At 56.3% G+C, this 26,841-nt stretch carries 27 protein-coding genes; 12 read left to right on the top strand and 15 right to left on the bottom strand.

The window, feature by feature from the left end; translation table 11 throughout:
• Positions 1–7: 7 nt before the first annotated feature.
• Positions 8–781 carry a class II glutamine amidotransferase gene (locus tag ACVBEG_RS06465; RefSeq protein WP_323566265.1) on the bottom strand — a complete coding sequence of 258 codons (774 nt, stop codon included), beginning with the start codon at positions 779–781 and terminating at the stop codon, positions 8–10.
• Positions 782–865: 84 nt separating this feature from the next.
• Positions 866–1,360, bottom strand: coding sequence for an MFS transporter (locus ACVBEG_RS06460; RefSeq protein ID WP_322180305.1), 495 nt, complete (start codon positions 1,358–1,360; stop codon positions 866–868).
• A 153-nt stretch (positions 1,361–1,513) separates the two neighbouring features.
• Here ACVBEG_RS06460 and ACVBEG_RS06455 point away from each other — a divergent pair, with 153 nt between their 5' ends.
• Together ACVBEG_RS06455 and ACVBEG_RS06450 are read left to right on the top strand one after the other, a co-directional pair.
• Entirely contained in the window at positions 1,514–3,589 is a 2,076-nt protein-coding gene (locus ACVBEG_RS06455) for a S9 family peptidase (protein WP_447107499.1), read from the top strand.
• Between the two features lie 78 nt (positions 3,590–3,667).
• The gene (locus ACVBEG_RS06450) at positions 3,668–4,141 is read left to right on the top strand and encodes a cyclic nucleotide-binding domain-containing protein (RefSeq protein ID WP_322180308.1); all 474 of its coding nucleotides are present in this window, start codon (positions 3,668–3,670) and stop codon (positions 4,139–4,141) included.
• 3 nt (positions 4,142–4,144) lie between these two features.
• Here the strand turns inward: ACVBEG_RS06450 and ACVBEG_RS06445 are convergent, their stop codons facing one another.
• Positions 4,145–4,453: a hypothetical protein gene (locus ACVBEG_RS06445; RefSeq protein ID WP_322215349.1), complete on the bottom strand. Its 309-nt coding sequence runs from the start codon at positions 4,451–4,453 to the stop codon at positions 4,145–4,147.
• Positions 4,454–4,550: 97 nt separating this feature from the next.
• On the opposite strand from ACVBEG_RS06445, the gene ACVBEG_RS06440 reads away from it, so the two are divergent.
• The 4 genes from ACVBEG_RS06440 (at position 4,551) to ACVBEG_RS06425 (ending at position 6,704) form a co-directional block, all read left to right on the top strand.
• On the top strand, positions 4,551–5,237 hold the full coding sequence (locus tag ACVBEG_RS06440; RefSeq protein ID WP_219064226.1) for a spermidine synthase: 687 nt from the start codon (positions 4,551–4,553) through the stop codon (positions 5,235–5,237).
• 58 nt (positions 5,238–5,295) lie between these two features.
• A complete protein-coding gene (locus ACVBEG_RS06435) occupies positions 5,296–5,670 on the top strand; it encodes a YajD family HNH nuclease (protein WP_219064227.1) in 375 nt (124 codons plus the stop codon).
• 89 nt (positions 5,671–5,759) lie between these two features.
• The gene (locus tag ACVBEG_RS06430; RefSeq protein WP_219064228.1) at positions 5,760–6,227 is read left to right on the top strand and encodes an RNA methyltransferase; all 468 of its coding nucleotides are present in this window, start codon (positions 5,760–5,762) and stop codon (positions 6,225–6,227) included.
• 99 nt (positions 6,228–6,326) lie between these two features.
• Entirely contained in the window at positions 6,327–6,704 is a 378-nt protein-coding gene (locus ACVBEG_RS06425; RefSeq protein WP_322215347.1) for a YgaP family membrane protein, read from the top strand.
• Between the two features lie 105 nt (positions 6,705–6,809).
• Here ACVBEG_RS06425 and ACVBEG_RS06420 read toward each other — a convergent pair whose 3' ends face one another.
• Positions 6,810–8,027: a hypothetical protein gene (locus ACVBEG_RS06420; RefSeq protein WP_447108447.1), complete on the bottom strand. Its 1,218-nt coding sequence runs from the start codon at positions 8,025–8,027 to the stop codon at positions 6,810–6,812.
• Positions 8,028–8,107: 80 nt separating this feature from the next.
• Positions 8,108–8,557: a YcgN family cysteine cluster protein gene (locus ACVBEG_RS06415; RefSeq protein WP_219064230.1), complete on the bottom strand. Its 450-nt coding sequence runs from the start codon at positions 8,555–8,557 to the stop codon at positions 8,108–8,110.
• A 239-nt stretch (positions 8,558–8,796) separates the two neighbouring features.
• Between ACVBEG_RS06415 and ACVBEG_RS06410 the strand changes: the two genes are divergently transcribed.
• The gene (locus ACVBEG_RS06410) at positions 8,797–9,390 is read left to right on the top strand and encodes a nitroreductase family protein (protein ID WP_322180315.1); all 594 of its coding nucleotides are present in this window, start codon (positions 8,797–8,799) and stop codon (positions 9,388–9,390) included.
• A gap of 70 nt (positions 9,391–9,460) precedes the next feature.
• Here the strand turns inward: ACVBEG_RS06410 and ACVBEG_RS06405 are convergent, their stop codons facing one another.
• From ACVBEG_RS06405 to ACVBEG_RS06380, 6 genes are all read right to left on the bottom strand, one after another.
• The gene (locus ACVBEG_RS06405; protein ID WP_322180317.1) at positions 9,461–10,393 is read right to left on the bottom strand and encodes a D-2-hydroxyacid dehydrogenase; all 933 of its coding nucleotides are present in this window, start codon (positions 10,391–10,393) and stop codon (positions 9,461–9,463) included.
• A 112-nt stretch (positions 10,394–10,505) separates the two neighbouring features.
• Positions 10,506–10,799 (bottom strand): YcgL domain-containing protein, encoded by a 294-nt coding sequence (locus ACVBEG_RS06400; RefSeq protein ID WP_219064233.1) that lies wholly within the window; start codon positions 10,797–10,799, stop codon positions 10,506–10,508.
• Positions 10,796–11,929, bottom strand: a complete 1,134-nt coding sequence (rnd, locus tag ACVBEG_RS06395) for a ribonuclease D (RefSeq protein ID WP_322180320.1) — start codon at positions 11,927–11,929, stop codon at positions 10,796–10,798. The genes ACVBEG_RS06400 and rnd overlap by 4 nt, the downstream gene beginning before the upstream one ends.
• Before the next feature lie 129 nt (positions 11,930–12,058).
• Entirely contained in the window at positions 12,059–12,751 is a 693-nt protein-coding gene (locus ACVBEG_RS06390; protein ID WP_322180322.1) for a class I SAM-dependent methyltransferase, read from the bottom strand.
• Between the two features lie 73 nt (positions 12,752–12,824).
• Positions 12,825–14,474 carry a phosphoethanolamine transferase gene (locus tag ACVBEG_RS06385; RefSeq protein ID WP_322182766.1) on the bottom strand — a complete coding sequence of 550 codons (1,650 nt, stop codon included), beginning with the start codon at positions 14,472–14,474 and terminating at the stop codon, positions 12,825–12,827.
• A gap of 207 nt (positions 14,475–14,681) precedes the next feature.
• Positions 14,682–16,049, bottom strand: a complete 1,368-nt coding sequence (locus ACVBEG_RS06380; RefSeq protein ID WP_322180324.1) for a glutamine synthetase family protein — start codon at positions 16,047–16,049, stop codon at positions 14,682–14,684.
• A 522-nt stretch (positions 16,050–16,571) separates the two neighbouring features.
• On the opposite strand from ACVBEG_RS06380, the gene ACVBEG_RS06375 reads away from it, so the two are divergent.
• Positions 16,572–16,913: an FKBP-type peptidyl-prolyl cis-trans isomerase gene (locus tag ACVBEG_RS06375; RefSeq protein ID WP_322180326.1), complete on the top strand. Its 342-nt coding sequence runs from the start codon at positions 16,572–16,574 to the stop codon at positions 16,911–16,913.
• 487 nt (positions 16,914–17,400) lie between these two features.
• Complete coding sequence (locus tag ACVBEG_RS06370; RefSeq protein ID WP_322180328.1) at positions 17,401–18,693, top strand: putative porin; 1,293 nt, start codon at positions 17,401–17,403, stop codon at positions 18,691–18,693.
• Between the two features lie 161 nt (positions 18,694–18,854).
• On the opposite strand, the gene ACVBEG_RS06365 is transcribed toward ACVBEG_RS06370, so the two are convergent.
• Positions 18,855–20,477 (bottom strand): GMC family oxidoreductase, encoded by a 1,623-nt coding sequence (locus ACVBEG_RS06365; protein WP_322180330.1) that lies wholly within the window; start codon positions 20,475–20,477, stop codon positions 18,855–18,857.
• Between the two features lie 128 nt (positions 20,478–20,605).
• Positions 20,606–22,294: an NAD-dependent malic enzyme gene (locus ACVBEG_RS06360; RefSeq protein ID WP_322180331.1), complete on the bottom strand. Its 1,689-nt coding sequence runs from the start codon at positions 22,292–22,294 to the stop codon at positions 20,606–20,608.
• 503 nt (positions 22,295–22,797) lie between these two features.
• Here ACVBEG_RS06360 and ACVBEG_RS06355 point away from each other — a divergent pair.
• A complete protein-coding gene (locus ACVBEG_RS06355; protein ID WP_219064245.1) occupies positions 22,798–23,079 on the top strand; it encodes a hypothetical protein in 282 nt (93 codons plus the stop codon).
• A 232-nt stretch (positions 23,080–23,311) separates the two neighbouring features.
• Positions 23,312–23,560 (top strand): hypothetical protein, encoded by a 249-nt coding sequence (locus ACVBEG_RS06350; protein ID WP_322180333.1) that lies wholly within the window; start codon positions 23,312–23,314, stop codon positions 23,558–23,560.
• 57 nt (positions 23,561–23,617) lie between these two features.
• Here the strand turns inward: ACVBEG_RS06350 and ACVBEG_RS06345 are convergent, their stop codons facing one another.
• On the bottom strand, positions 23,618–23,863 hold the full coding sequence (locus tag ACVBEG_RS06345; protein WP_322180335.1) for a hypothetical protein: 246 nt from the start codon (positions 23,861–23,863) through the stop codon (positions 23,618–23,620).
• Positions 23,864–24,614: 751 nt separating this feature from the next.
• Between ACVBEG_RS06345 and ACVBEG_RS06340 the strand changes: the two genes are divergently transcribed.
• Complete coding sequence (locus tag ACVBEG_RS06340; protein ID WP_322180337.1) at positions 24,615–25,487, top strand: undecaprenyl-diphosphate phosphatase; 873 nt, start codon at positions 24,615–24,617, stop codon at positions 25,485–25,487.
• 275 nt (positions 25,488–25,762) lie between these two features.
• On the opposite strand, the gene ACVBEG_RS06335 is transcribed toward ACVBEG_RS06340, so the two are convergent.
• Positions 25,763–26,356 carry a hypothetical protein gene (locus ACVBEG_RS06335; RefSeq protein ID WP_447107498.1) on the bottom strand — a complete coding sequence of 198 codons (594 nt, stop codon included), beginning with the start codon at positions 26,354–26,356 and terminating at the stop codon, positions 25,763–25,765.
• Positions 26,357–26,841 lie beyond the last annotated feature (485 nt).

The raw sequence follows: 26,841 nt of genomic DNA, 5'->3' as shown, positions 1-26,841 counted from the left end.
CTCTCTTTCAGGTTCGGCCCTGGATTACGCACTCGCCGCGGCGCCAAAGGCTCCATTCCCCTGGCTCGTAACGCGTCCAGGTCTCGTTTTCGGTCAACGGCTCGGTGGCAATCACCGTCACCACGTCATTGGGGGTGGTTTCTGCCTGAAAATCGACGATCACATCGACATCTTTCAGGCGAGCCGGGCCGAACGGCGCACGCCGAGTGATGTGCGCCAGCTTGCTCGAACAGAAACAGAACAGCCAGTCGCCATCACTCAGCAGGCAATTGAATACGCCTTTACTGCGATACTCGGCACACGCTTCGACCAACGAAGGCAGCAGCTGCTCGATCTCGACCGGCTCGGGAAAGGCTTCACGGACCCGGTTGAGCAGATCACAGAAGGCCGACTCGCTGTCGGTATCACCTACCGGCCGGTAGAACGTTGCGCGTGGATTGAATTGCGCCAACTGACCGTTATGGGCGAAGCACCAGTTACGGCCCCACAATTCACGGACAAAGGGATGGGTGTTGGACAAGCAGACCTTGCCGACATTGGCCTGACGGATATGACCAATGACCACTTCGCTTTTGATGGGGTAGCGCTGCACCAACAGCGCGACTTCCGACTCACTGCTCGCGGCCGGGTCCTGGAACAGGCGCAGGCCACGGCCTTCGTAAAAGGCGATGCCCCAGCCATCCCGATGCGGACCTGTACGTCCACCCCGTTGTATCAGCCCGGTGAAGCTGAACACGATATCGGTCGGTACGTTGGCGCTCATGCCCAGTAATTCACACATGCTTAAACTCTCGCTTCAATACGTTCAGCAATACAGGTCGCGCCGGCCTCAAGGCGAGGCGCATTTGCCAACGAAGCGGAAGTTCTACAGGCGCGGTTCAACCCGTATACGGCTGCTGGCGCTGCTGCCGGGAGCCGCTGCGGGTTTACGTCCATAACGATCACCGTCAACCGGAGCAAAGGGTTCGTCATCGTCGCTCTGCGCAGGCGTTGACGGCTCGGTCCCGGCCTGAGGCTGACGGGCTGTGCGGCGCTTTTCCAGCGGCCAGCGCACCAGCACAAAAAGAAGGTAAAGGCCAAAGGCAATCATGGCGTACATGGCCAGATCCGACACCGCTCGCCAGACGTTGTTGCCAACCTTGAAGGCCAGATCCAGCGCGGTGATTGCGACTGCCGGGGCGAATTTTTCCTTCACCGGGTCGATGATGGTCGGACTGAACAGCAAAACCGCACCCAGGACCCGCAGCGGCTCGCGCAGCCAGCGCCACATCCACCCAGTCAGCTTGAACCACACCCACAGGCAGCCCAGCGCAGCAAAAGCGTAAAGGCCCCAAGCAGTTAGATAATCGTTCTCGGTCATGACGTTCGTGGTAAGCCAGGCAAAGAGGCGCTTATGATAACGGCTTTTCGCTGACCCGGCCTCCCTGGTGTCAGTAATCGGTTGCCACCCAGCGGCAATCCTCGGCTGAATCAAGGTCTTTCACGGCCCGATTATTTTTATAGAGAGCCCCGCATGCCTTCATCCGCCACCCGCCCCACCGCGCCGATCGCTCGTAAAGACACGGGTTCCGACCCTTATGCGTGGTTGCACAACCGCGACGCCGAAGAGGTTCTGGACTACCTCAAAGCCGAGAACGATTACCTGCACGCGCAATTGGCCGACCAGGATGCCCTGCGCGAAACCCTGTTCCAGGAGATCAAGGGCCGCATTCTCGAAACCGATCTGTCGCTGCCCTCTCCATGGGGACCGTTTTTGTATTACACGCGCACCACCGAGGGCGACGAATACGCACGGCACTACCGCTGCCCGCGTCCGACGGACGACTCTCTGTTTATTGATGAACAGCAACAACAATTGTTACTTGACCCCAACGTGCTGGCCGCTGGCGGTTTTTTCTCGATGGGCGCGTTCAGCATCAGCCCCGACCATCAGCGCCTGGCCTACAGCCTCGACACCAACGGCGAAGAGGTCTATCAGCTCTACGTCAAAGAACTGAGCAGCGGCCAGGTCACCCATCTTCCCTTCGAGGATTGCGATGGCAGCATGACCTGGGCCAACGACAGCCAGACACTGTTCTTTGGCGAACTGGATGATACCCATCGCCCGCACAAACTCTATCGCCATCACCTGGGCAAGGACTCGGCGGACCTGGTTTTCAACGAACCGGACGGGCGCTTTTTCCTCAATTGCTACCGCACCAGTTCCGAGCGGCAGTTGGTACTGTTACTCAGCAGCAAAACCACCAGCGAGGCCTGGGTGCTGGACGCGGAAAAGCCCGATCAGGCGTTTATCTGCCTGGCGCCGCGCGTCGAAGGTCATGAGTACTTCCCGGACCACGGCCAAATCGATGGTGCATGGAGCTGGCTGATCCGCAGCAACCAAAGCGGTATCAACTTCGCCCTGTATCAGGCGGCTGAAAAAGCCAGCGGCGCACCCTCCCGTGAAGACTGGCAAACCCTGATCGCTCATCGCGACACGGTGATGCTTGAAGGGTTGAGCCTCAATGCCAAAGGCATGAGCCTGAGTTTGCGCGAAGGCGGTCTGCCGATCATTGAAGTGCATCCCCAAGGTCTTCCGTCTTATCGCGTGCAATTGCCCGATGCCGCGTACAGCCTGTATGTGCAGGACACGCTGGAGTTCAAGAGCGAAACGATTCGCCTGCGTTATCAATCGCTCAATCGCCCGTCGCAGGTGCGCCAATTGACGCTGGCCACGGGTGAGCAGGTGGTGCTCAAGGAAACCCCGGTGTTAGGCCCGTTCGACCCCGACGCCTACGTCAGCCAACGCCTGTGGGCAACTGCGGCCGATGGCACGCAGGTGCCGATCAGCCTGGTGGTCAAGCGAGAACTTCAGGGCAGCTCGACGCCCCTGTACCTCTATGGATACGGCGCTTATGGCGAAAGCCTGGATCCGTGGTTCTCCCATGCGCGCTTGAGCCTGCTTGATCGCGGCATCGCGTTCGCCATTGCCCACGTGCGCGGTGGCGGCGAATTGGGCGAAGCCTGGTATCGCGACGGCAAGCAAGAACACAAGCAAAACACCTTCGGCGACTTCATTGCCTGCGCCGAACATTTGATCGACAACGGCCTGACCACAGCCGGGCAATTAATCATCAGTGGCGGCAGCGCGGGTGGTTTGTTGATCGGCGCAGTGCTTAATCAGCGCCCGGAGTTGTTCAAGGTGGCGATTGCCGAAGTACCGTTTGTCGATGTGCTGAACACCATGCTCGATCCAGACTTGCCGCTGACCGTCACGGAATACGACGAATGGGGTAACCCGGAGCAAGCAGACGTGTATGAGCGCATCAAGGGTTACGCGCCGTATGAAAATGTCAGCGCCCAACCTTACCCGGCGACCCTGGTGATTGCCGGTTACAACGACACCCGCGTGCAATATTGGGAAGCGGCCAAGTGGGTGGCAAAATTGCGCGCCAACAAGACCGACGACAACCTGTTGCTGCTCAGGACCGAACTGGGTGCAGGACACGGAGGTATGAGCGGTCGTTATCAAGGGCTTCGCGACGTGGCGCTGGAATACGCGTTTGTTTTAAAAGTACTGCACTTGACCGAGGGAACTCCCAGCGTTTGATGGGTCTTAGAAGTGGGTCTGCGTCGCAGGCCCTTTCCATCGCCCCCCTTCTCCAACCAAAAAAAAGACTGTCGAGCCATGTCAGAACCCACCTCCCTGAACAATGAAATCCGCGACATGCTGATGGACTGCGGTCTGTTCAATACCTTGCTACCTGCCGACTTTCAGGCGGCAGCGGGCTATTTCAGTATCAGCACCATCGAGCAAGGTCAGGATATATTTAAGGAAGGCGATGCTGGCAGTTTCATGTGCATCATCCATTCCGGCAGGGTCTCGGTGCGCAAACTCAACAGTGATGGGCAATCGATCGAGATCGCCAACCTGCGTAAAGGTCGCGCGTTCGGCGAAATGGCGGTGCTTGACGGTGAGCGCCGCTCAGCCAGTTGCTTCGCGGCCACCCCTTGCTGCTTGCTGAATATGGGCAAGGACTCGCTGGATAAAATGCTCAACGACGCACCCAAAATTGCCGCAAAAATCATTCGCGCGATTGCCGTCGCATTGTCCAAACGCCTGCGCATGGTCGACGGACAACTGCTTGCGCAGCAGGTCTGATCGCTACAAACTTTTTTGAGTGCTGTCTTTTTGCGACGAGTCTTCCGGGTGCTTGCCGTTTTGCTCAAGACCCGGCAGCGGCTGGTCCTTGGGCGGGCGCGGCATTTCTATTTTTGGCAGCAACGGCGCATTGCCGTCGTTCCCACCTGCTCGGGGGATGCTGGGCGGCATCACCTGCGGATAGGGCGTCGGCGTTGCTGTACCCGGCGAACCGGGGGCCGGTGTCGTGGGAACAGGTTGCAGATTGTCTGCACAAACGGCAGTTACCGAGAGCGTCGCCAGGACAATCGCCGTTAGAATAGAGCGCTTCATCAATGGCCTCCGATGCCAAGCAATTTTCGTCAGGCTCAGGCTACTCCTTGCGCGACAAAGTTGCCCTCTCAAAAAGCTGTCTTTCAATGAGTTCTCAATGAAACGTTTCGTTCTGCTCGACACCACTCCGATTCCCGATAACGGCGGTGCCCTGTGCCTGTTCGAGTACGGTGAAGATTTCGTGATAAAAATTCAGGGCGGCGATGGCGGCCAGTTGATGAACACGCGCATGCACGGCTCCGAAGACGCGCTCGCCGAAATCCCCTGTAAAAAAGTCACCCATCGTGTGCTTCCACGGGTATTGATTGGCGGATTGGGCATGGGTTTCACCTTGGCCTCTGCGCTCAAGCACCTGGGCAAAAACGCTGAAGTCGTGGTCGCCGAGCTGGTGCCTGGCGTGGTCGAGTGGAATCGTGGGCCGCTGGGCGAAAAGTCGGGCAATCCATTGCTCGATCCACGGGCCAAAATTGTCGTTCAGGATGTCGCTCAGGTACTCAAAAGCGAGCCCCAGGGCTTCGACGCAATCATGCTCGACGTTGATAACGGCCCTGAAGGGCTGACGCAGAAGTCCAACAGCTGGCTCTATTCGTCTGGCGGCCTTAGCGCCTGCGCCCAGGCGCTAAGGCCTAAAGGCATCCTGGCGGTCTGGTCGGCCAGCGCCGACCAGAAGTTTTCCGACAAGCTGCGTAAAGCCGGTTTCAAGGCTGAAGAGGTGCAGGTGTTCGCCCACGGTAACAAGGGCACCCGGCACACTATCTGGATCGCGGAAAAACTCAAAGGCTGATCACGCAGCAAAGCGCTAGACTTGCATCCATTACCGATCAGTAAAACAGGTGAAACCCATGAGTTCGGCCAACCCACCCTCCCACACCGCCAAGCTGGACCGCATTCTGGCCGATAACCAGCGCGACCGTGAGATGGGTTATCGCGACAAAGCGTTAAAGATGTACCCCCATGTTTGCGGACGTTGTGCTCGTGAATTCGCAGGCAAGCGCCTGAGCGAATTGACCGTGCACCACCGCGATCACAACCACGACAACAACCCCCAGGATGGCTCCAACTGGGAGCTGCTGTGCCTGTACTGCCACGACAATGAACACTCGCGGTACACCGATCAGCAGTATTTCTCCGAAGGCTCGACCAGCAGTCCGAAGATTGCCAAAGCCACCCACAACCCCTTCGCCGCCTTGGCGGGGTTGATGAAGAAAGACGAGTAGCCTGTAAACGATGATCGTGCCCTACCCTCTGCGTGGGAACGATCATCTATGCCGTATAATCGCCAGCTTTCCTTCAAGAGCACCGGCACGTGGCGAATAAACGGTACAGCTGCATTGGTTTGTATAACCCAAAATCCCCGGAAAACGTCGGTTCGGTGATGCGTGCGGCTGGTTGCTACGGCGTGGCTTCGGTGTTCTACACCGGCAAACGCTATGAGCGTGCCCGTGATTTCATCACCGACACCAAAAAAGTCCATCAAGACATTCCGCTGATCGGCATCGACGATCTGAAGAAAATCCTGCCTCTAGGCTGCGTGCCGGTCGCCGTGGAACTGGTCGAGGGTGCCCGCTCGCTGCCTGAATACACGCACCCGGATCGCGCTATCTACATCTTCGGCCCTGAAGACGGGACGCTGGATAAAAGCATCCGTGACTGGTGCGAAGACGTCGTGTACATCCCCACCACAGGCTGCATGAACCTGGCTGCCACCGTCAATGTCGTGCTGTATGACCGCATGGCCAAAGGCAACAACACCCGGTCCGGCCCCAAGTTCTGAATCCACCCGGCGACCGATGACGCCCCTCCCGATTGAACAGTTGTGTCCGGGGGCAGTCAGCTTTAATGAACTCACCTCATCTCATCATGGAGAACGATCATGAGCGATATCCCAGGCAGCGAACGCATTGACTCCGCTCCTTTCGAGACTCAGCCCCAGCAAAACGTGCAAGGCTGGGAGCGCGCGGCCTCTTTGGCGGGTGGCGTACTGATGATGGGTAAAGGTCTGCGCCGTGGCGGCTTTTTGGGTCTGGTCCAGTTGGCCGTTGGCGGCGCGGTGCTGGCGCGCGGGATCACCGGGCACTGCGCGGCAAAAAGCCTGATCGAACAGAGCCGCAGCGACATGAACAAGGCCCGTTCACGTATCGAACGCGTCGGCGCAAAGCTGAGCCAGCTGAAAACCAATGCTGAGGTTGCGACTGAAGCGGCGGCGGTGACCGGCAATGATTCGTTGAAGCGTTCGAAAGCCGGGGTCTGATTCAACCCTTGCTGCGCCGGACTTGCCGCTTTCGCGAATGAATTCGCTCCCTCGGAGCGCCTGCTCTGGTGGAGCGAGTTTATGTGCGAAGAGCGCGCAATGCGTCTACTGCAACAACCCGCTCGCCAACACCGTGGATGGCCCACCGATCACGCTTTCACTGAGCTGGATGAATTCTTTGGTACTCACGGTATCGAGGCGCATCAAGCCCTGACTGACGTTATCCAGCGACTTCTCGTTGCGGGTCTGCTGGCGAATTTCGCGGTCCAGTTCCTGCAATAGCAACACGGCCCGAGCAACAGCCGCCGCGCTGATCCGCTCACCGCGCAGGGTCGTCACCTTGCGGCTGACCTTGGTCATATTCGCTTGTACGGTTTGATACCGCTCTTCGCTCATGCCCCCGGCTCGGCGCATCAACTCAATGGCGTAATACTCGGCCAAGCCATCGCCGATCCATTCGCTGCGCGGGTTGCCATTGATTCGGCTAAACACATGAACCAATTCGCGCACCAACGGGCTGGTCCCGCTTTCGCTGACCACCGGCCGGGCGCTGTTGAGGTAAATGGAGTTATTACCCGCCGTCGCCCCGCGCCACATCGGGTCAGCAGCTCCCACCACTAACAGCTTGAGCGGATTACGCGGAAACACCGCTTGCAGCTGCGGCCACACGAATGTCAGCATCGTCAATACGTCCATTCGGCGCATGCCTTGGCCCTGCGGGGCGGTCACCGTGACATCGGTTTCGCCCAAGCGGGTGCGACGGCTGCCAAGGGTACCGGCCAACATCCATCCTGTGGGGCGATCAAACAGCCGCGAAATATTGTCGATCCGAAAGCGATTTTTGCCAATGCGTGGCCAAGCGGTTTCCACACTGACCCAGCCGCTAGGCAGTTCGAACTCAAGGCGTGAGACCAGCTGGGTACCGTCCTGCTGATCAAGTCGGGCCGGAGGCACCAGATCCTCGCCGCGCATCAACGCCCAGGCTGGGGTCATCCGTGTGTCGAAACTCACGACCTTGCTTGAAGCCAGGCTTGCAGGCGTGTGTGCATGGCTGATGCGCACGCGATAAGTCAGGCTTGCCTTGCCAATGGCCGGCCGCCAAACCCCGCGTTGACTACCCACCGTTTGCCCGGCATTGGGCCGCCACTCGCCGTCAGCCTTGAAAGCACTGTAGTCACCCTTGTTACCCAAATCGAAATCAAGACTGCGCACCGCCTCTCCCTTCGACAGGGTCAGGCGCACTTCAGCCTGATCGCTCTGGGGCAGTAGTTTGACGTAGTAATCCAGATCAACATTCTTCGCCGCCAGCAACGGCGTGCTCATCAGCAAAGTCAGCAACAACAGCAAGGACAACGGCAGTGGATAACGCACAGGCTTACGACTCCTTGTTGAACATGACGACGTCAGCCTGCACGGAAAATCAGGTGTTCTTCCCAATCGTCTTCGGACACGCTGTTCTCGCTGAGCATGCGCCCGGACTGAGAGATACGCTCATGGTGGACCGCGTCGCGATCACCGCACACCAAATGGTGCCAGAGCGGCAGATCCTTGCCTTCACTGACCAAGCGGTAGCCGCAGGTCGGTGGTAGCCATTTGAATTCATCGGCCTGGCCTGGCGTCAATTGAATGCAGTCCGGCACTGACGCACGACGGTTGCTGTAATCGGTGCATTGGCAGGTTTTCAGGTCCAGCAACTTGCAGGCGATGCGCGTGTAATAGACGCTGTTGTCCTCTTCATCTTCGAGTTTTTGCAGACAGCACAGACCGCAGCCATCACACAGCGACTCCCACTCGTCTTGATCGAGTTGCTCGAGGGTTTTGCGTATCCAGAAAGGTTCGACTTTAGCGGCCATGGGTTTGGGCAATCAGCATCAAAGAATGAAAGGCCGCCAGTCTAGTGGCACAAGAGACGCGGGCCAAGCGTTGGCGACTGTCGGTAAGGCCGGACTTGTCAGATGTCGACCGGCAAAGTACTTTTATCAGCCTGATTTCGACGATGCCTGCCGTCCACGGCCCATCTCGCCACGCCCGGCAAGGCCTGATGAACGCTCTGCTGAGTTGTCTATTCCTTTGTCATTTAGCCAGGATATTCATGAGCATTAATCCCCGCATCGCCGATTACCCGATCGACCCACAATTTACCGATCGTTGGTCGCCACGCGCCTTTACCGGCGAGGCCATTCCCGAGGAAACCCTGCTGAGCTTTTTTGAAGCCGCACGCTGGGCGCCGTCGGCCTATAACTCGCAGCCGTGGCGCTTCTTGTATGCTCGCCGTGACACACCTAACTGGGAGCGCTTCCTCGGCTTGCTCAATGAATTCAACCGCGGTTGGGCACAGCATGCATCGGCACTGGTGATTGTGATCTCGAAAACCACCTTTACTGCGCCCGGCGCCACGGAAGAAACCCCAGCCCTGTGGCACACCTTCGACACCGGTTCAGCCTGGGGCCACCTCGCCCTGCAAGCCAGCCTGAGCGGCTGGCACACGCATGGTATGGCCGGCTTCGATCAGGAACTGACCCGCAAAGAATTGAAAATCCCTGAGGGTTATGCCCTGCACGCAGCGGTTGCGATTGGCAAACTCGGCGACAAATCGACCCTGGCGGAATACCTGCAAGCCCGGGAAACACCAAGCCCGCGTCGTCCGCTGTCGGAACTGACAGCCGAAGGCGATTTCAGCCTGTAAACCGATTGCACATATGCGTGCAGGCTGTGTGAGAGCGAATAGATTCGCTCCCACACAATTGCGCAGCGCCCTAATAACCTCTGGAAAAGTCCACTTCTCCGCGCAACGCTTCTCCCGCCTGAAATGCCCGCACGTTATCGACAAACAGCTGGACCATCGCCGCAGGCGAAGTAGGCGCCGAGCTATGTCCTGTCAATAACAGGCCCCAGGCCGTCCAGAATGGATGACGTTGCGGCAATGGCTCCTGACGACAGACATCGATCACCGCGCCCGCCAAGTGTCCTTCCTTCAACGCTTCGACCAAGTCCGCATCAACCACCGCCACACCCCGCCCGACGTTGATAAACACGCCCGTCGGCTTGAATTTTGCGAACAGTTTCGCGTCGAACAGGTCGTGGGTTTCCGGGGTGTTTGGCAGCAGGTTGATGACGTAATCCACTTCGCCGACCAGGCGATCCAGATCCGTCAGAGCGCCCACTTCAACGAACGGTGCCTGGGTACGCGGTGCAGAGGCAATGCCATACAGCTCTACGCCGAACGGCAGCAGGAACTGCGCCACGCTCTGGCCGATATCGCCAGCACCGACAATCAACGCCTTGCGCCCGGCCAGGCTCTGGCTCAATCGGTTATCCCATTTGCGCTCGACCTGGCTAACCAGCCGCGCCAGCACTTCACGCTCATGGCCCAGCATGTAAGTCAGCACAAACTCGGCCATGACCTGGCCGAAGACGCCCACGGCACGGGTCAACCGGTATTCCCGGGGCAGACCTTCAGCCAGTAATGGGGTGATCCCGGCCCACGTCGATTGCAGCCACTGCGGGGTATGCCCCTGGCGCAACAGGGTGGCCAGCAGGTCCGGTTGCCCCAGCCAGACCGGGCAGTCTGCGGCCATTCGAGACAGCTCGGCCGAATCGCCGGTGCTCATGACTTCCAGGTCGGGTGCAATCTGGCCCAGCAATTGGGTGTAAAGGGGGTAATCGTGTTCAGCAATCAGAACGCGCATGGCTCAAAACCTTTAAAAACAAAACATGCGTCTATCGACGGGGGCAGCCCCCATCGATATCAGTCGCACTCAAGAAGCAGTCCACTGCGCCGACGTGTCGGACGAGGGCTCTTTACAGAGGATCGTTACGGCGCAGCAGCTCTTCGGGAAGGTGCTCGATGTACTCGTCTTCTGCTGGCGGCATTTGCAGGTGATAGCCCTGCTTGTCGAGATTCTCAAGCACTTGATTGATGTCCTCGCGGGACAGCTTGCGCTCGGGGCTAAGCACCAGATCGAACGTATGGGTCGGCGGCCCGAAAGCGATCAGCAAGTCTGCGGGCACCTTTTTGAGCGCATCGCTTTTGAGCACGTACAGGTACATCTCGTTTTTACGCGGGCTTCTATAAATGGAGCAAATACGTTTCAAGGCTGTTCTCCAGCAGAGGCAAGGCTGTCGAGCAGCGCTTGGCCCATCAGTTCGCGGCGCCAGCCACGCAGCGAATCAGGCAATTGATAGGGACCATTGGGATAGCCACTTTTCAGCAACGCTTCCAGGGTCTTTTTGCGCAGCATCAGTTCAGGGGCCATGTTCAGCCTCTCAGCTTGTTGCTGGCCGATAACACGCAACGTCTTCAGAACCGCTGCAGCTTCGATAGGCAATGGCTCAGGCAACGCTTGAGGCCACTGATCAGGAGGCAGGCTGGCGGATTTCTTGATCAGGTCGATCAGAAACTCACCGTCCTGTCGCACGGTTTTGGGATGCATATCTTCAATTTTTGCCAGCGCAGAAAGGTTGTCCGGCTGCGTTTTGGCCAAGGGCCACAGTGAGTGCTCGCGGATAACCCGATTGCGCGGCAAGTTGCGGGCCCGCGCCTCACGTTCGCGCCAGGCACACAACTCGCGCAACACCGCCAGCTGCGAGCGGGACAACTTCCACGCCAGCTTGGCTTCGCGGTAAAGCTCGTCGGGATCGGTTTCGCGGCGCAGATTGGCGACCAACTCCGCACCGTCATCAAGCAACCAGGCGTGTTTCTCTTCGGACAGCTTGGGCTGCAGGATGCTGTAGACCTCAGCCAGATGCACTGCATCTTCCGCAGCGTAGCTGATCTGAGTCTCGGACAACGGACGCTGCAACCAGTCGGAACGGGTTTCGCCCTTGGGCAAGTCGATCCCCAGCACTTCCTGAACCAGGCGTGAATACCCCATGGAAAACCCGAGATTCAAGTACGCAGCAGCCAACTGCGTGTCGAACAGCGGCGCAGGCAGACTGCCGGTCAGACGCAGGAGTACTTCCAGGTCTTCACTGCAGGCGTGGACCACTTTTATCACGGAGGGGTTTTCGAGCAGCGCGCACATTGGCCGCCAGTCGTTGATCAGCAACGGATCGATCAGGTAGGCGCGAGCACCATCACCGATCTGCAGCAACGCGGCAATCGGGTAAAAAGTATCGACCCGCATGAATTCGGTATCGAGGGCGACAAAGGGCAGTGACTGCCATTCGCGGCAATGTTGGGCGAGGCTGGCGTCGTCGCGAATCCAGTGAATATCAATGGCCACACGGCTCTCCCTTGAAGAATGGCGCGCAGTATATATCGCCCTCACCGGTTACCGCGCATCTGCACTGCAAGTCTTGAATAACTTCCTGCAATCCTGCGATGAAAACCCGACCGATGACCGGGTTGAAACTTATGATTTACGCAACACATAAACCCGCCACATCGCATAGCCGGGCAGAACATCATGATGGCCGAGGATCTGGAAACCAGCCTGTTCGAATTCAGCTTCTATAGCGGCCCGGCTTACGACAAAGCGATTCATCTTCGAGGCTATCGGTTCAGCGCTCGCGCGACCGCGCTCTAAACGCTTGCGCCGCCAGGCCTTAATGTTGCCATCCACCCACAAGGACACAATGACGGTGTCACGGGTCACCCTGTGGAATTCACGCAGGATTGCCGAGCGCTGATCACTATCAGCGACATGATGAAACAGACGCATACAGAAAATGCAGTCCACCGCATTGGCTGACAGGTCGATAGAGAGCGGCGATGTCTGAAAGGTCTTGATCCGTTTAAGCTTTTCAGCTGGAAAACTGGCCTCGGCAACGGCAAGCATTTCCAAGGAGGGGTCCGCTGCCAGGACCACCCGATTGGTATGTTCGGTCAGTACCGGCCAGAAACGGCCTGCACCCGTGGGCAGAGCCAGAACCAACCCAGGGTCGCCAGCCACCTTCAAGGCGTGCCTGGCCAATTGCTCATCACGCCAATGGCCAAGTTGTCCTGAAAACCCAAGAGGATGTTTTTTCAGAGAGTGCCGAGCGAGTTCATGCTCGCGCCGCCTGGAAAATTCACGATCAATGGGTGGGGGTGGTTGCGCAGACATGGCCAGCAGACTCTTTATAAATGATCAGCAGATAAACGGCCAAAAGCCAAAACCAAAGGTATCCATTACAACGCTACTGACTGGCCAGCACACCGTCTGTCATCACCCCACGACAGCCCGCGAACATATCGAGGCTGGGGTCGTAGACGGTGCTGTCGACCTGCAACAAGCCGAGCATGGAGTGAAACAGGTTGTCTTGACTCAAGGGCGCATTTCGCTGTTGCTGCACACAGTTCGCATTGAGCGAAAACGCGTGTTGATACGCCTCAGAAAACCAGGCCACCATCGGCACATGTTTCTGTTGGTCCGGCGCCAGCAGATAGGGCGTGCCGTGCAGGTACAAGTTGTACTCGCCCAATGACTCGCCGTGATCGGACATATACAGCATGGCGGTATCCACCTTGCCCTGATTGCTGCGCAGGGTATCGATCAAGCTGGCCAAGACATGGTCGGTGTACAACAAGGTGTTGTCGTAACCGTTAACGATGCTTTCACGACTGCAATTATTCAGGGCGTTGCTTTCGCATACCGGCGTGAATTTTTCAAACGCCTTAGGGTAGCGTTTGAAATACTCGGGACCGTGACTGCCCATTTGATGGAGCACCAGGACCGTGTCCTGATCCAGGTTATCAATAAAATGCTGCAGCCCCTGCAGAAGGATTTCGTCGCGGCATTCGTTATTGGCACACAGCACCGGGTCCTGGAGCTTGCTCACGTCCTGGACGGTGACTCGATCACAGGTACCTTTGCAGCCTGACTGGTTGTCGCGCCAGACAACGTTCAGCCCTGCATGCTTGAGCACATCAAGAACGCCCTCTTGATTCTTGGCCTTGCTGGCGCTGTAGTCCTTGCGCGCCATGTTGGAAAACATGCAGGGCACCGACACAGCTGTCTCGGTCCCGCAAGAATGTACGTCGCTGAAAGCGATCACACCCTTCTCTTTCTGAAGCTGCGGTGTTGTATCGCGGTTGTAGCCAAGGATCCCGAAATTCTCGGCTCGCGCACTCTCCCCCACCACCAGTACTGTCAATGATTTTCGGGTGTGCAGGTCCCAGCCGGTTGACCGTTTGGCATCTTCGCCAATTTTCACGAACGGGCGTTGTGCCGAAACGACCTGCTCACGCAAGTACCCCACCGATGCACCGATATAATTGCTCGGCACCACCATCAAGCGCAGTTCGTGATGATTGCGAAACAAGGAAGACAAGCCCTGATAGTTCGCCATCGCGACCACACCGATTAGCCCGGTGCAGGCCACGGTGACCAAGGCTTTACTGATCAGATCATGGTGCCAGCGACGGTAGTTGATCGTGGTTTTCCAGAGTATCAAAGAAGGCACGATACCCAACAATACGATATACACAGCCATCTTCACCGAGAGCAAGTCACGCACTTCAGTGGCATTGGTTTCAGCAAAATTCCGCAGCATCCCAGTGTCGATCATGACGCCGTACTGGCTCATGAAATAAGCCACGCTGGAACTGACCAAAAACAAGAATATCAAGACGGGCTTTAATACACGTTTGAACGCCAAAAACGTCAATACAATATTAAAAATGCAGAGCACCATGACGCCGAAGGCAACGCGCATGGCGATGCCTTCCCAGTCCGCAGCCGTGATTGCAAAAAGGTGCAGCCACAGGGTTACGTTGAACCCGAACAGCAAAAAACAGCTGGCAATCAGGGTGACAAGCTCAGGGCGTACAGCTTTGACGTTCAGAATGAGGCCTGCTTGATCAAAATAAAAAATACGCCGAAACAAACCTGATCACTGGCCACCTCCGACGTGAAAAATATTAATCAATCAAGCATCAATTTTTTGTGAAAAGGATGCGAGCGAAGGGTTCAGGATGGTTTCTTTTCCTGTAGGAAAACAAACCATGGCAGGCCAGAACCTTCCTTCACCATGCCTGTTGGCTACATTGCCTGCCTAAGCCTGATGTAAATACCAGCGCCAATCCTGTTCACCTACTTCACCCATGAACTGCCGATACTCGGCGTGTTTGACGGCAAGATAGACCTGCAGAAACTTGCTGCCAAATACATCTCGTGCCCAGCCAGAGGCTTCCAGCGCACGTAAAGTCGTCAGCCAGTCTGTCGGCAATAATTGCGCGGCCTGCGAATAACCATTGCCTTCGACCGGTGCGCCGGGGTCCAGTTGCTGGCGGATACCCAAATGAATACCCGCCAGAATCGCGGCCGCTGCCAGATAGGGATTGGCATCGGCACCGCAGATACGGTGCTCGATATGGCGGGTGTATGCTGGACCGCCCGGTACGCGCAGGCTGACCGTGCGATTGTCTACCCCCCAGGTCGCCGACAACGGTGCGTAGCTGTTGGTCTGGAATCGACGATAAGAGTTGGCGTTCGGACAGAACAGCAATAACGAATCAAGCAGCGTCGTGAGCATCCCACCCACGGCGTGGCGCAACAGTGGCGTGCCGTCAGCGGCCTCGCTGGCGAACAGATTGTTACCCTGTTCGTCCGCGAGACTGACATGCATGTGCATGCCGGTGCCGGCCAGGTCATCGAACGGCTTGGCCATGAAGCAGGCAATCATTCCGTGCTTGTGCGCGATGCCTTTGACCAATCGCTTGTAGCGGACTGCTTCGTCCATTGCCTGCAACGCATCGGCACGGTGCTCAAGGGTGATCTCTACTTGTCCTGGCGCATATTCGGAGATCGCTGTGCGCGCCGGAATCCCTTGCAACTTGCAGGCACTATAAAGATCGGCGAGAAACGGCTCAATCTGTTCCAGTTCACGCAAGCCGTACACCTGAGTCGCCACAGGCCGGCCGCCATCCACATCCCGGTGCGGCTGCGGACGGCCATTGCTGTCGCGTTGGCGATCAAGCAGATAAAACTCAAGCTCCGCCGCCATCACCGGGTAATACCCGTCAGCCTTGAGCCCATCGATAACCTTGACCAACAGGCGGCGCGGGTCCGCTACCGATGCCGGCATGCCTTGCTCCGGGTGCATGCTGACCTGCACCGCCGCCGTGGGAATCTGCCTCCAGGGCATGCGCTGCAGACTGCCGGACACCGGATAAGCGCGGCAATCGATATCGCCCACATCCCAGACCAGCCCGGAGTTTTCAACGTCTTCACCATTGATGGTCAGGCCAAGAATCGTGCTTGGCAACGGCCGGCCGCTTTCATACACCGCGAGTAATTCATCACGGTGCAGCAACTTGCCGCGAGGTACGCCGTTGTTGTCGAGGATGAACAGTTCGAACATCTCGATATCGGGATTCAGCTCAAGAAAACTCAGGGCTTCTTGCAGGGGAGCAAAACTCATGGCGATTCACTTTTTCTTCCAGGCACGCGCTCGGGCGCTTGCCGGTTGGTAAACACACACGTTGCCGCACGCTAAAAAACGTCAGGCAAATGCGAATGAAGGTTTAACCAGAAAAAGAGCCATCCGGTGGACGCGCATGGCGACAATGCCACAACGCCCAAAAGTCCAACTCGGAAGGGAGCGCGCAGGTACCTTGCACCGATATTGGCCGGGGGTGTTGAGACGGAACGCAGGTCACGGCTGTACCAGTCAAAAGTCCGTGCCTGATCCCTCCGTTCAACCCATCCATAAAAAATGCCGCCAACAATAGATGTGTTGCAGCGTCACACAGCGCTATAGGTCATTCAATCCAGTTTTAACAATGCTTGGTTACCTGAGGACTAAACATTCGCCCTCTCCACCCTCATCAAATGCCCTACAGGACAAGTTCACTTTGATGGGGCAACGTCGTGGGCTACGATCACGCTTCCTGAACAGACGTTGATAGCGTTTCAGCGTTTGTCGAATGAACGAGAGTACGTGATGAGCAGCGAACTACAGGTCGTGGACATTCAACCCGGTGACGGCAAGGCAGTGGTCAAAGGTGCCCTGATCACCACCCAATACAACGGTTTTCTGGAGGACGGAACCACGTTCGACTCCTCCTATGATCGCGGCAAGCCTTTCCAGTGCGTCATCGGAACCGGACGCGTGATCAAAGGCTGGGATCAAGGACTAATGGGCATGAAAGTCGGCGGTAAGCGCAAACTCTTTGTGCCGGCCCACCTCGCCTACGGCGAAAGGCAGGTCGGCGCCCACATCAAGCCGAACTCAAACCTGATTTTCGACATTGAGTTGCTGGAAGTGCTGACGCGGGATGATTAATGACGCGACGTTCAGATCATTGCCAGCCGCTCGACGCAGGGTTGCACCTCTTATGGATTTGCAGACGGAAACCACCCAGTCCGTAAAGCAAATGATCGCCACTCTGCGCGGGACGTTGCTGTGGGTGAGCGCCTGACCCGCTTTGCTGAGCAGATCAGCGGCGACTCCGGCAATATCTGCAGATCACGATTGATCGAGTGAACCGCGACACCAATGTGTTCAGCCGCATCAAAACCCGAAAATGCGGAACGCCGCCTGGGCGTAATTGCGCCTCTCGTCTATATCACCAACGGCTCTAGATCAAGCCTTTTCGGTCAAAAGCTGTGTCACCTATCTGCTATAACCCTGCCACTTCTCTGTAATGATCTCCGGTAATACTGGCGCCAGTTTTTTGAACAAGGGGTTACCGCCCCACATGGCGCGAGCGGAAAGCGCCAGCTTTTCCTGAGGAGACGTATGTCACCTCATCATAAATTTGGAGATCATTATGCGTTTTGTTTCTACACGAATTGCAGCGGGACTTTGTGGTGGCATGGTGTTGGCCATGAGCGTTCCAGCCAGTGCCGCAGTCGATGCAAAACTGCTCGAAATGCTCAAGGCCAATGGTTCCATCTCGCCCGCACAGTATGCTGAGCTGCAAGCCGAGCTGAGTAAAGATCAACAAGCCCAGCAACAGGCTGTCTCCCAACAGGTCAAGAAAGAAGACCTGAGCGCGTTCGAGAAAAAAGTGGCTTGGGCTTCCAAGACCCAGTTCAAGGGCGATGTCCGTGTGCGCCAAGAGACCGTCAAGATCGACGGCGAATCCAACAACGGCGCCGACAAAAACCGCCAACGCATCCGGGCCCGCTTGGGTGCTTACAGTGAAATCAACCCGCAGGTTGACACCGGCATCCGTATTGCCACTGGTGGCGGAGATGATGCTCGCTCCACCAACCAAGACCTGAATGGCTACTTCGACAAGAAACAAATCTGGTTGGACCAGGCCTATATCGACTTCCACCCCAAAGCTGTGGAAAACCTTCACCTGATCGGCGGCAAAATGGTCCAGCCATGGGTGAGCATGGGCGATGTCATCTGGGATAGCGACATCAACCCAGAAGGTTTGGCGGCCACTTATAAATACCCGCTTGGCGGCAAAACTGAGCTGTTCGGCAGTGCTGGTTACTACACGCTCAAAGACAACGTCGATGGCGAGGGCGTACAGTTCAGTCACGACCTGCGCCTGTACGCAGGCCAACTCGGTGCACGCTTTGCACCGACCGACAACCTCAAGGTCACCTTGGGCGGTAGCCTCTATACCTATGACAACGGCAGCGACAGTCGCTGCCCGACCACCGGCGCGGTAACCACGCCTTGCGCACTGGCAGTCAACGGCAACTCCACCAGCGACTTCCGACTGTACGAAGGCTTCGGTCAGATCGACATCAGCGGCCTGCCAGTACCGCTCACCCTTTATGGACAATATGTTCTCAACAACGGGACCAGCAGTGACCAGGACACCGCCTGGCTGACAGGCTTCAAGACACGCCTGTATGTCTTCAACCTCGATTACAACTACCGCGATGTTCAGCGCAACGCCGTGGTCGGCGCCTTCACCGACTCCGACTTCGCCAACGGCACCACCGGTTCGCGTGGGCACAAGTTCAAGGTGGGTTACGACATCGACAAGAACTTCGCAGTCGGCGCCACTTACTACATGGCTGACGCAGATTACGCCAGCCGCACCCAGACCGACGCCAAAACCAACACCCTGCAGTTGGATGTGGAAGCTAAGTTCTAAAGCCTGATCTCTCGTTGTGATTGGAACGCTGAAGTCATTCAGCGTTTTCCCTACAGGCTGGCGCTGGCGCGTTGATCCCCTCTCATCCGTCGGTTGCGCCATTCGCGCCAGCCTGCCTTTCAATCTCCCTTTTTGTTCGGCCTGGCGCGGGCGTTGCACCTTTACCCTGCTCTGATCGCGGCCCCGTCAGCAAGAATCATCTCGGCAGCCTTCTCGGCGATCATCAGGGTCGGCGAACAGGTATTGCCTGACACAATCGTCGGCATGATCGACGCATCTACCACGCGCAAGCCACTGATACCCCGTACCCGCAGACGCTCATCGACAACAGCATCACTGCCCTGCCCCATCTTGCAGGTGCCGACAGGATGAAAAATCGTCGTGCCAATGCTACTGGCGGCCTGACGCAGTTGTTCTTCGCTTTGCAGATTCGCGCCAGGCAGATACTCCACCGGCTGAAAACTCGCCAATGCGGGCGCAGCGACAATCCGCCGGGTCAGGCGTATCGCATCGGCCGCCACATGGAGGTCGGCTTCATGGCTTAAGTAGTTCGGGCAAATCGAAGGCGGCTCATCCACAAGAGCAGAACGAATTTCGACCGTCCCGCGACTCAGGGGTCGCAGATTGCAGACTGAAGCAGTGAACGCGGCAAAACTGTGCAACGGCTCACCGAAGCGCTCCAGCGATAACGGTTGCACATGATATTCAAGGTTGGCCGAGCGCTGCTCAGGGTCCGAGCGGGCGAAGGCGCCCAATTGGCTTGGCGCCATCGCCAACGGACCGCTGCGATTGATCGCGTAACGCAGGCCCATGTTGATCTTGCCCCAAAGGCTGCCAACCATCTGATTGAGGGTCTTACCGTTACTGATCTGATAGATCAACCGCAGTTGAAGATGGTCCTGCAGATTGCTCCCTACGCCTGGCAGCTCATGACGCACACCGATACCGAGCTTCTCAAGCAAGGGTCTCGGGCCGATGCCGGATCGCTGCAACAACGTCGGCGAACCAATGGCCCCGCAGCACAGAATGATCTCTCGGCGAGCGCGCAAGTGTTGCTCGCACTGCTGAACATGCGCAACAACGGCACTCGCGCGGCCATTTTCGAATTCGATACGTGACGCTTCCACGCCTGTGAGGACTGTCAGATTCTTGCGCTGCGCAATAGGCCGCAAAAATGCCTTGGACGCATTCCAGCGTACGCCGCGCCGCTGATTGACCTGAAAGTAACTGCAACCTTCATTGTCGCCGCCGTTAAAGTCGTCGATAGACTCGATGCCAGTCTGCGCTGCGGCCTGGCGAAAGGCATCAAGAATGCCCCATGACAGCCGTTGCGGCTCCACCCGCCATTCACCCCCCGCGCCATGCATGGCAGAGTCGCCGGCGTAGTGATTTTCTGAGCGTTTGAATAACGGCAATACCTCTTTCCAACCCCAGCCCACATTGCCTTGAGCCGCCCAGTCATCATAGTCATGGGCCTGGCCGCGCATATAGATCATGCCGTTGATGGATGAACTGCCGCCCAGCACTTTGCCCCGGGGGTAGTTGAGCGAACGACCATTAAGCCCGGGCTCGGCTTCAGTTTTGAAGCACCAGTCCGTACGTGGGTTGCCGATGCAGTAGAGATAGCCGACCGGGATATGAATCCAGGGGTAATTGTCCAGCCCGCCGGCTTCGAGCAACAGCACGCGGTGTGCAGGGTTTTGCGAAAGCCGATTGGCCAGCAAGCAGCCCGCAGGTCCGGCGCCCACAATCACATAGTCATACGGCTCACTCGTCGCTTGCATGCAGCCCTCGCTGGTCTTCTTATTGTTTTGTTGTCCGAGGCCATCCTATGCTTTCTTCAAGAAAACGAAAGGCCGCTGCAAGTTGCCTTGCAGCGGCCTTTATCAACGGTTTTTAAGCCGGGTGACGATCAAACCGACTTGCGGCGATAGTCCCGGTAGTTAGGCATCCAGAAGTTGCGCTCGATAGCCGCAAGTAACATGTCTTCTGAGGTTTCCAGCGCCACGCCATCAGCTTGAGCTTGCTTGGCAACTGCCAAGGCAATTTTCCTGCTGACTGCCTGGATATCCTTGATCGGTGGCAGTACTGCATCACCCAGCCCCGTCACCATTGGCGAGCACTCCGCCAAAGCGTTGGACGCGGCCATCAACATCTTATCGGTGATTCTCGAGGCCTTGCTTGCGATGACGCCCAAGCCAATCCCCGGAAAAATGTAAGAGTTGTTGCATTGAGCAATATGGACCGTGCGGCCATTGATCGATACCGGAGCAAACGGGCTGCCGGTGGCGACCAAGGCATTACCATCGGTCCAGCGCAGGATTTCCTCCGGTGTGGCCTCGACTTTGGAGGTTGGGTTGGACATCGGCATCACCAACGGCTTGGCGCAATGCTTGTGCATTTCGCGGATTACCTGCTCGGTAAACAAGCCCCGCTGGCCCGACACACCAATCATGACGGTGGCATTGGCGTGGCTGACAACATCGAGCAATTGCGGGAATGCCTCGTCGCCTGCCCAGCCTGCTACATCCTCGGTTTTCTGTGCCAGGCGCTGTTGAAATTCCAGCAGGCCAGTCATGTTCTCGGTCAGCAAGCCATAACGGTCGACCATGAAAATGCGCTTGCGTGCTTCGCTCTCACTCAGCCCTTGTATCTGCATCGCTGCAATGATGTGTTCGGCAATGCCACAGCCTGCCGAACCGGCACCGACAAACACCACCACCTGCTCTCCAAGGGTCTCGCCTTTGGCTTTACAGGCCGCGAGTAACGTACCCACCGCGACCGAAGCGGTGCCTTGAATGTCATCGTTGAAGCAGCACAATTGGTCCCTGTACTTATTCAGCAATGGCATCGCATTCGATTGGGCAAAGTCTTCGAACTGCAGTAGCACGTCAGGCCAGCGACGCTGCACCGCCTCAATGAACATCGCGACGAACTCTTCGTACTCCTGACCGGTTACACGCTCATGGCGCCAGCCCATGTACATCGGGTCGTCCAGCAACTCGCGGTTGTTGGTGCCAACGTCGAGCACAATCGGCAACGTGTAGGCCGGGCTGATCCCACCGCACGCGGTGTAGAGCGACAACTTACCAATCGGGATGCCCATACCGCCAATGCCCTGGTCGCCCAGGCCGAGAATTCGCTCACTGTCGGTGACGACGATGATCTTGATCTGATCCTTGGTCGCGCTGCGCAGAATGTCGTCAATACGGTCGCGCTCCGGGTACGAGACAAACAGCCCCCGATGGGTGCGATAGATTTTCGAGAACTCCTGACACGCTTGACCAACCGTCGGTGTGTAGATGATCGGCAGCATTTCATCCAGGTGCGAGTCGAGCAGACGGAAGAACAACGTCTCGTTGTTGTCCTGAATCGAGCGCAGGTAAATGTGCTTGTCGAGGTCGCTGGCGCATTGGTTGTATTGGCTGAAAACCCGAGCCACTTGCTCTTCTATCGTCTCCACGTTCTGCGGCAGCAGCCCGATCAAGTTGAACTCGACCCTCTCCTGCGGCGTGAAAGCACTGCCCTTGTTCAGCAGCGGCATCTCCAGCAGGGAAGGTCCAGCGTAGGAAATATATAAAGGACGCGAGGTTTTGCTCATTTTCAGTGATCGCCTTTTTCTGTTTACTCTGAAATTTCGATACGGAACCAAGACGGACAGCCGGAGCCTGACGGCTCTCTATTCAACCCGCCTCAGCAATCTCAAGGGACGAGATTGCGCTGCCTATCTTACTCGCGGTCGAGCCATTGCAGCAGGGTGATCATCGTACAACTTGATGACAGCGGAGATGGCACCCGCAACGGCAAGGTCGCCGATGCTCGAATCGACTACGGTGGTCCATCAAACAGTAGTCTTTTATACGCAGCACTGTCAGCCAGGCAGCGCGAAAAGTGCGCGCTAGAGCGGCAAAAACCGCCTATCGCAGAGAGGCTAATAACCGTTCAATTTTGTTTAATTCAGTGTAAAAATAGTGACTCATCGGGCGTCGCTTAGGAGCGAGTTGTCGTCTTTTACCAGGAAGATTCAACGGGTGGAATTTTTCGCCCAACGAAGGGTTTAACCCAAGTTAGAACGCCCTTCGAGATTGAAAAAAGGAGCTCAGAATGATTCACGATAAATTCAAGAAAGTCACCGGTGTCAGCTGGGAAGAAGCAGCAACAAGGAGCAACCAACTTTTCTTTGAAGCGGATCAACTTGATAATCATGCGTATTCGCTTCTAAAGAAAGAAACGCTGAATCCAGACGTCTGGAACGAATTTTCAACTGCAAAAAGAAGGGCCGAAAAAAAATACGTCGAAGCTCGCGTAGAGTGGCAACGCATTAAAAGCATTCTCGGTTCTATCAATAAGCCCGCTGGGAAATCTGCCAGGCAATCGGTGCATTAAAGGCATTCAGAGTGGAAAGGTTTAACGGGGCTGCACGCCGCACGTCACCTTTCCGCTAAAGACATTTTCAGGCCGGCACGGGGATGTGTCGGTCTCGCTTGATTATCCAACGCCAACGCCCCCCCCTCTCAGGTCAGGCTGCACGGGTTGCAGGTGTTCTCCACTGTCGCCAGAGCAGGCAACGACATTTTCGACGCAAACAGCCGTCGTCAATCTCAATGGAGAAGCCAGCATGTCCAGCAATCTGCCCAACGACCCCACCCTCGCCCTGCTCAACCGACTCAATCAAAACATCACCGCCCTCGGTTCTGCCGTGAATGAGATCCGCGCATGGATTGATCAGCATGGATCGACAGAGGTGTCGGCTGCCATCATGACGCAGCTCGCCGTGATTGAGGGAAACGCTGGCTTCATCGCCGCCGCCATGGCCGATCTGCAAGCCAGGCGCGAACCGGAAGACGAAATCGACCCGGAAGACTGAAGCTTGTCACGCGATGCCGCATCAGTGCCGACTAAACGTAGTGACGGGTCGACAGACCTAAAGCCGGTCTGCCTGATCAATCATATTGGTCGCCAATTTGATGCCTTGTTTTTTTGCGTCTTCAAAGCTCTTGTAAAGCGCTTTTTCATGAAGATTATGAATATTGTCCTCGGCGTATTTCACAGTAATACGAAGCCCTTTCGGGACTGGATCGCCTGGGTCGCCCCACTCGAAATCAATCATCGCGTCCCTGCCGTTTGGATGGACGTAATTAATCGAGTGCGGCCTGTCTACGAATGCCATTTCGCTCTCCCTGATCGTCGGTGATGTGCTCAACCTTAATCATTAGCCCACAAACTCGAATCACGCCAACCGGCAAGTGACATCCTCTCCGGGCGCAATCGTGCGGCGTTGCCAGGAGGAAGGGAAGGAAGGAGTAAAAGAGATCAATGAGCCCAATGCCCGCGTGCTGGAACAGCAGTTGGCCAAATGCGCAGCAATTTACCCTCGGGTCGGCATTCGGGCCCATTGATCATCACCCAACTCAATGTTGGATTGTTTCCATTTAGATAAATGGAGGTTGCTCGCCCGCCTACCACCCTGTTTCCTACCAGCTAGTTCAAGATGGGGCCGGGCAGGTATATTTTTAACAAAACACGTTTTAAGGGTCTAGTAACCTTTCGTCCTACCTTTATGAACGTAGGTCATATACAGCCTTAGGGCTGTCAGTGGGTGACTGCGCCCGCTCCCGTGCGAGAAAAACTCATTATTTTTTACCGGAGAGTCGCGTAAAATCTCAGCTAGACTCCGCCTGCTGGAGGAAGTCGTCGCCCTCTAAAACGCGCTTTCGCTGGCGCTCCGGGCTAACAATAATCATCTCAGCTGCAGGTAGAGAACCCTTTAAAAAAAACCTATCATTCCAGCTCACAGTCACCATAAACGACCGCCGTACATAGCGGCTCAGCTCAGGATCCTTTGTCCACTACCGAGATTTTCCGAGCGTCGCTTGGTGTTTTCCGGAGAGTGGAGAAACCTTACTCTTTAGGAAAAAACTTTGACAAACGTCTGCTCCAGCGGCCTTGATATCGGCTTTGCTTCTCTGGATTACATGCAAATTGGCATCCTGGGCATCATTCAAGGCATCACCGAGTTATTACCCGTTTCATCCACTGCTCACATGCGAATCGTACCGGCCCTTCTCGGCTGGCCGGATCCCGGTTCGGCGTTTTCCGCCGCCATGCAATTGGCCGCACTGGCTGCGGTAGTCAGCTATTTCTGGCGTGACGTACGGGAAGTCGTCACTGGAAGCATCGGTGCCGTGCAACGACGTGACTTCAGCAACCAGTCATTCAAGCTGGCAGTTGCCATTGTGCTTGCGACCATCCCTATTGGCATCGCAGGCCTTGCCTTGTCCTCGACACTCAATGCGTGCGACTCACCATTAAGAGGCTTGATGGTGATTGGTATCTCATGCGTTGTGATGGCCGTTTTGCTGGCTGCGGCCGAACTCAGCTGCCGTCATCGCCGCACAGTGGGAGAGATGCGCCTGCGGGACGCATTAATCGTTGGCATTGCACAGGTTGGCGCGCTGATACCCGGTGTTTCCCGCTCAGGTTCAACACTCACCGCTGCGCTTTTCCTTAATTTCAAACGCGAAGAAGCCGCGCGCTTCTCATTCCTGCTTGGGCTGCCCGCTATCGCGCTGGCCGGGCTGAAAGAGCTGTGGGTGCTGTTTCATGCGCATATTCCGGCCGAAGCGTGGTCTCACCTGATTTTCGGCCTGGTGATCGCCAGCGTGTCGGCATTTTGCGCCATCTGGGGCCTGATGAAGTTTCTGGAAAAATTCTCTACTTGGCCCTTCGTTATTTACCGGGCAGCACTGGGTATCTTCCTGATTGTCGCGGTCAGCACCGGCTTTCTGAGCTAAATAACCTTTAAACGCCAATAGAGCCCAGCCCTGAGCTGCATCTCGAAAACCAGGGCGGGCGTCCAACTAAATGGGGTTACCCCATGAGTTCGACAGAAACGAAAAAGCCCCTGTAATCTTTACGATTACAGGGGCTTTGTCTTATTCAATAATGGCGGAGAGATAGGGATTCGAACCCGAGCGAGTAGCCCCGCATACCGCTGTACGCCGCATTAATCGGGAGAATCCGCGTCGCGCATGCGCCTTGCGCGGTCCATAGCGGTCTCCGATTTGCCCTAATTTTGCCCTAAGCTTTCGTGATCAATACGGTTGCTGAATGGTACCCATGATGGCAATCGCTGCCGAAAAGTTTTGAGTCTGACTTTCCACAGAACGCCATTGTTAAAGGAAACGCCCCACTCGAGCAGCTCGCTGATGTCCTTTTCGAAAGGAACGCGGATGAGAAACACATGACTAGATCCTGGTGGAATTTCTGTAGGCGCTTCTTCACCGAGGCGGACCAGAAAATCGCTCCACGTTGAAAATTTATAGGCCCAATAAACGGAACCATCAGAGTCAGTCAACCATACATCCTCAACAAAGGCGGGCACTGTGCCAATATTCCGGACTTTGACCTCGAGACAGTCGATTAGCAGATCCCCCATATAGCCGTCCAGGGAATCGCGGCGAGCATCTTCTTGACGGTTCTGAAAGTCAGGCAGCAGCACTCCTTCAGCCTTCACCCGGCCTTTCCCTTTTCGGTGGTCCATAACGGCTTTTACTATGGTCGAGATCGGCTTCAGCGCCGCGATAATGTAGCCAATGACACCAGCTACGACCATTCCCTCCCAAGCGTGTTTCGCGTAATCAAATCCAGACTGCCACCACATTCGCTCGGCCTCCAAGCCAGAAAAACGGAAGCTTACCCTATATCCCTCATACGCCGATTGTGTAGGAGTATGTGAGCGATTTAGGGAGATAGCTCCGGGGCTATTGGCTATGGCGGTTGGCCTCGACAGATTGCATAGATGCATAAATGGCATTGGGTGGCATAGGTTCTCGTACGGTTTGCCCCATTTGTGCCCCACACCAGGTATGCCCGAACGCGCTTTTTTGCCTGCGGGTGCCCATAAGATATCCTTCCTATACTTCGACTAACCCCCTCCTACACACCGATTCCTGCAATTACGTAAACCAGCCGCATCTCGCCCCGCCTCAGCAAGTCTCTAGAACACACTCAGTTTTTCTGGTCAAGGCTTATATTGACTTTTTCACCAATGTGATATAGAATCTATATCAGTCCTTCGAAATCATCTTTTTGCAGGATTTGACTCAACCCACAGACCAACCACGAGAGAAACCATCCAAAGTGGAG

The organism is Pseudomonas sp. GG8 (assembly GCF_052976945.1).
Note: the sequence above shows the minus strand (reverse complement) of the source record. Positions and strands in the feature narration are given on the sequence as shown.

Coding starts and splice junctions, on each gene's coding strand:
- ACVBEG_RS06425 (WP_322215347.1), top strand. CDS start 6,327: ATGAGCGATATCCCAGGCAGCGAACGCATTGACTCCGCTCCTTTCGAG.
- ACVBEG_RS06415 (WP_219064230.1), bottom strand. CDS start 8,557: ATGGCCGCTAAAGTCGAACCTTTCTGGATACGCAAAACCCTCGAGCAA.
- ACVBEG_RS06455 (WP_447107499.1), top strand. CDS start 1,514: ATGCCTTCATCCGCCACCCGCCCCACCGCGCCGATCGCTCGTAAAGAC.
- ACVBEG_RS06375 (WP_322180326.1), top strand. CDS start 16,572: ATGAGCAGCGAACTACAGGTCGTGGACATTCAACCCGGTGACGGCAAG.
- ACVBEG_RS06435 (WP_219064227.1), top strand. CDS start 5,296: ATGAGTTCGGCCAACCCACCCTCCCACACCGCCAAGCTGGACCGCATT.
- ACVBEG_RS06365 (WP_322180330.1), bottom strand. CDS start 20,477: ATGCAAGCGACGAGTGAGCCGTATGACTATGTGATTGTGGGCGCCGGA.
- ACVBEG_RS06390 (WP_322180322.1), bottom strand. CDS start 12,751: ATGTCTGCGCAACCACCCCCACCCATTGATCGTGAATTTTCCAGGCGG.
- ACVBEG_RS06460 (WP_322180305.1), bottom strand. CDS start 1,360: ATGACCGAGAACGATTATCTAACTGCTTGGGGCCTTTACGCTTTTGCT.
- ACVBEG_RS06410 (WP_322180315.1), top strand. CDS start 8,797: ATGAGCATTAATCCCCGCATCGCCGATTACCCGATCGACCCACAATTT.
- ACVBEG_RS06450 (WP_322180308.1), top strand. CDS start 3,668: ATGTCAGAACCCACCTCCCTGAACAATGAAATCCGCGACATGCTGATG.
- ACVBEG_RS06370 (WP_322180328.1), top strand. CDS start 17,401: ATGCGTTTTGTTTCTACACGAATTGCAGCGGGACTTTGTGGTGGCATG.
- ACVBEG_RS06420 (WP_447108447.1), bottom strand. CDS start 8,027: ATGAGCACGCCGTTGCTGGCGGCGAAGAATGTTGATCTGGATTACTAC.
- ACVBEG_RS06405 (WP_322180317.1), bottom strand. CDS start 10,393: ATGCGCGTTCTGATTGCTGAACACGATTACCCCCTTTACACCCAATTG.
- ACVBEG_RS06440 (WP_219064226.1), top strand. CDS start 4,551: ATGAAACGTTTCGTTCTGCTCGACACCACTCCGATTCCCGATAACGGC.
- ACVBEG_RS06345 (WP_322180335.1), bottom strand. CDS start 23,863: ATGGCATTCGTAGACAGGCCGCACTCGATTAATTACGTCCATCCAAAC.
- ACVBEG_RS06335 (WP_447107498.1), bottom strand. CDS start 26,356: ATGTGGTGGCAGTCTGGATTTGATTACGCGAAACACGCTTGGGAGGGA.
- ACVBEG_RS06360 (WP_322180331.1), bottom strand. CDS start 22,294: ATGAGCAAAACCTCGCGTCCTTTATATATTTCCTACGCTGGACCTTCC.
- ACVBEG_RS06465 (WP_323566265.1), bottom strand. CDS start 781: ATGTGTGAATTACTGGGCATGAGCGCCAACGTACCGACCGATATCGTG.
- ACVBEG_RS06350 (WP_322180333.1), top strand. CDS start 23,312: ATGTCCAGCAATCTGCCCAACGACCCCACCCTCGCCCTGCTCAACCGA.
- ACVBEG_RS06355 (WP_219064245.1), top strand. CDS start 22,798: ATGATTCACGATAAATTCAAGAAAGTCACCGGTGTCAGCTGGGAAGAA.
- ACVBEG_RS06380 (WP_322180324.1), bottom strand. CDS start 16,049: ATGAGTTTTGCTCCCCTGCAAGAAGCCCTGAGTTTTCTTGAGCTGAAT.
- ACVBEG_RS06445 (WP_322215349.1), bottom strand. CDS start 4,453: ATGAAGCGCTCTATTCTAACGGCGATTGTCCTGGCGACGCTCTCGGTA.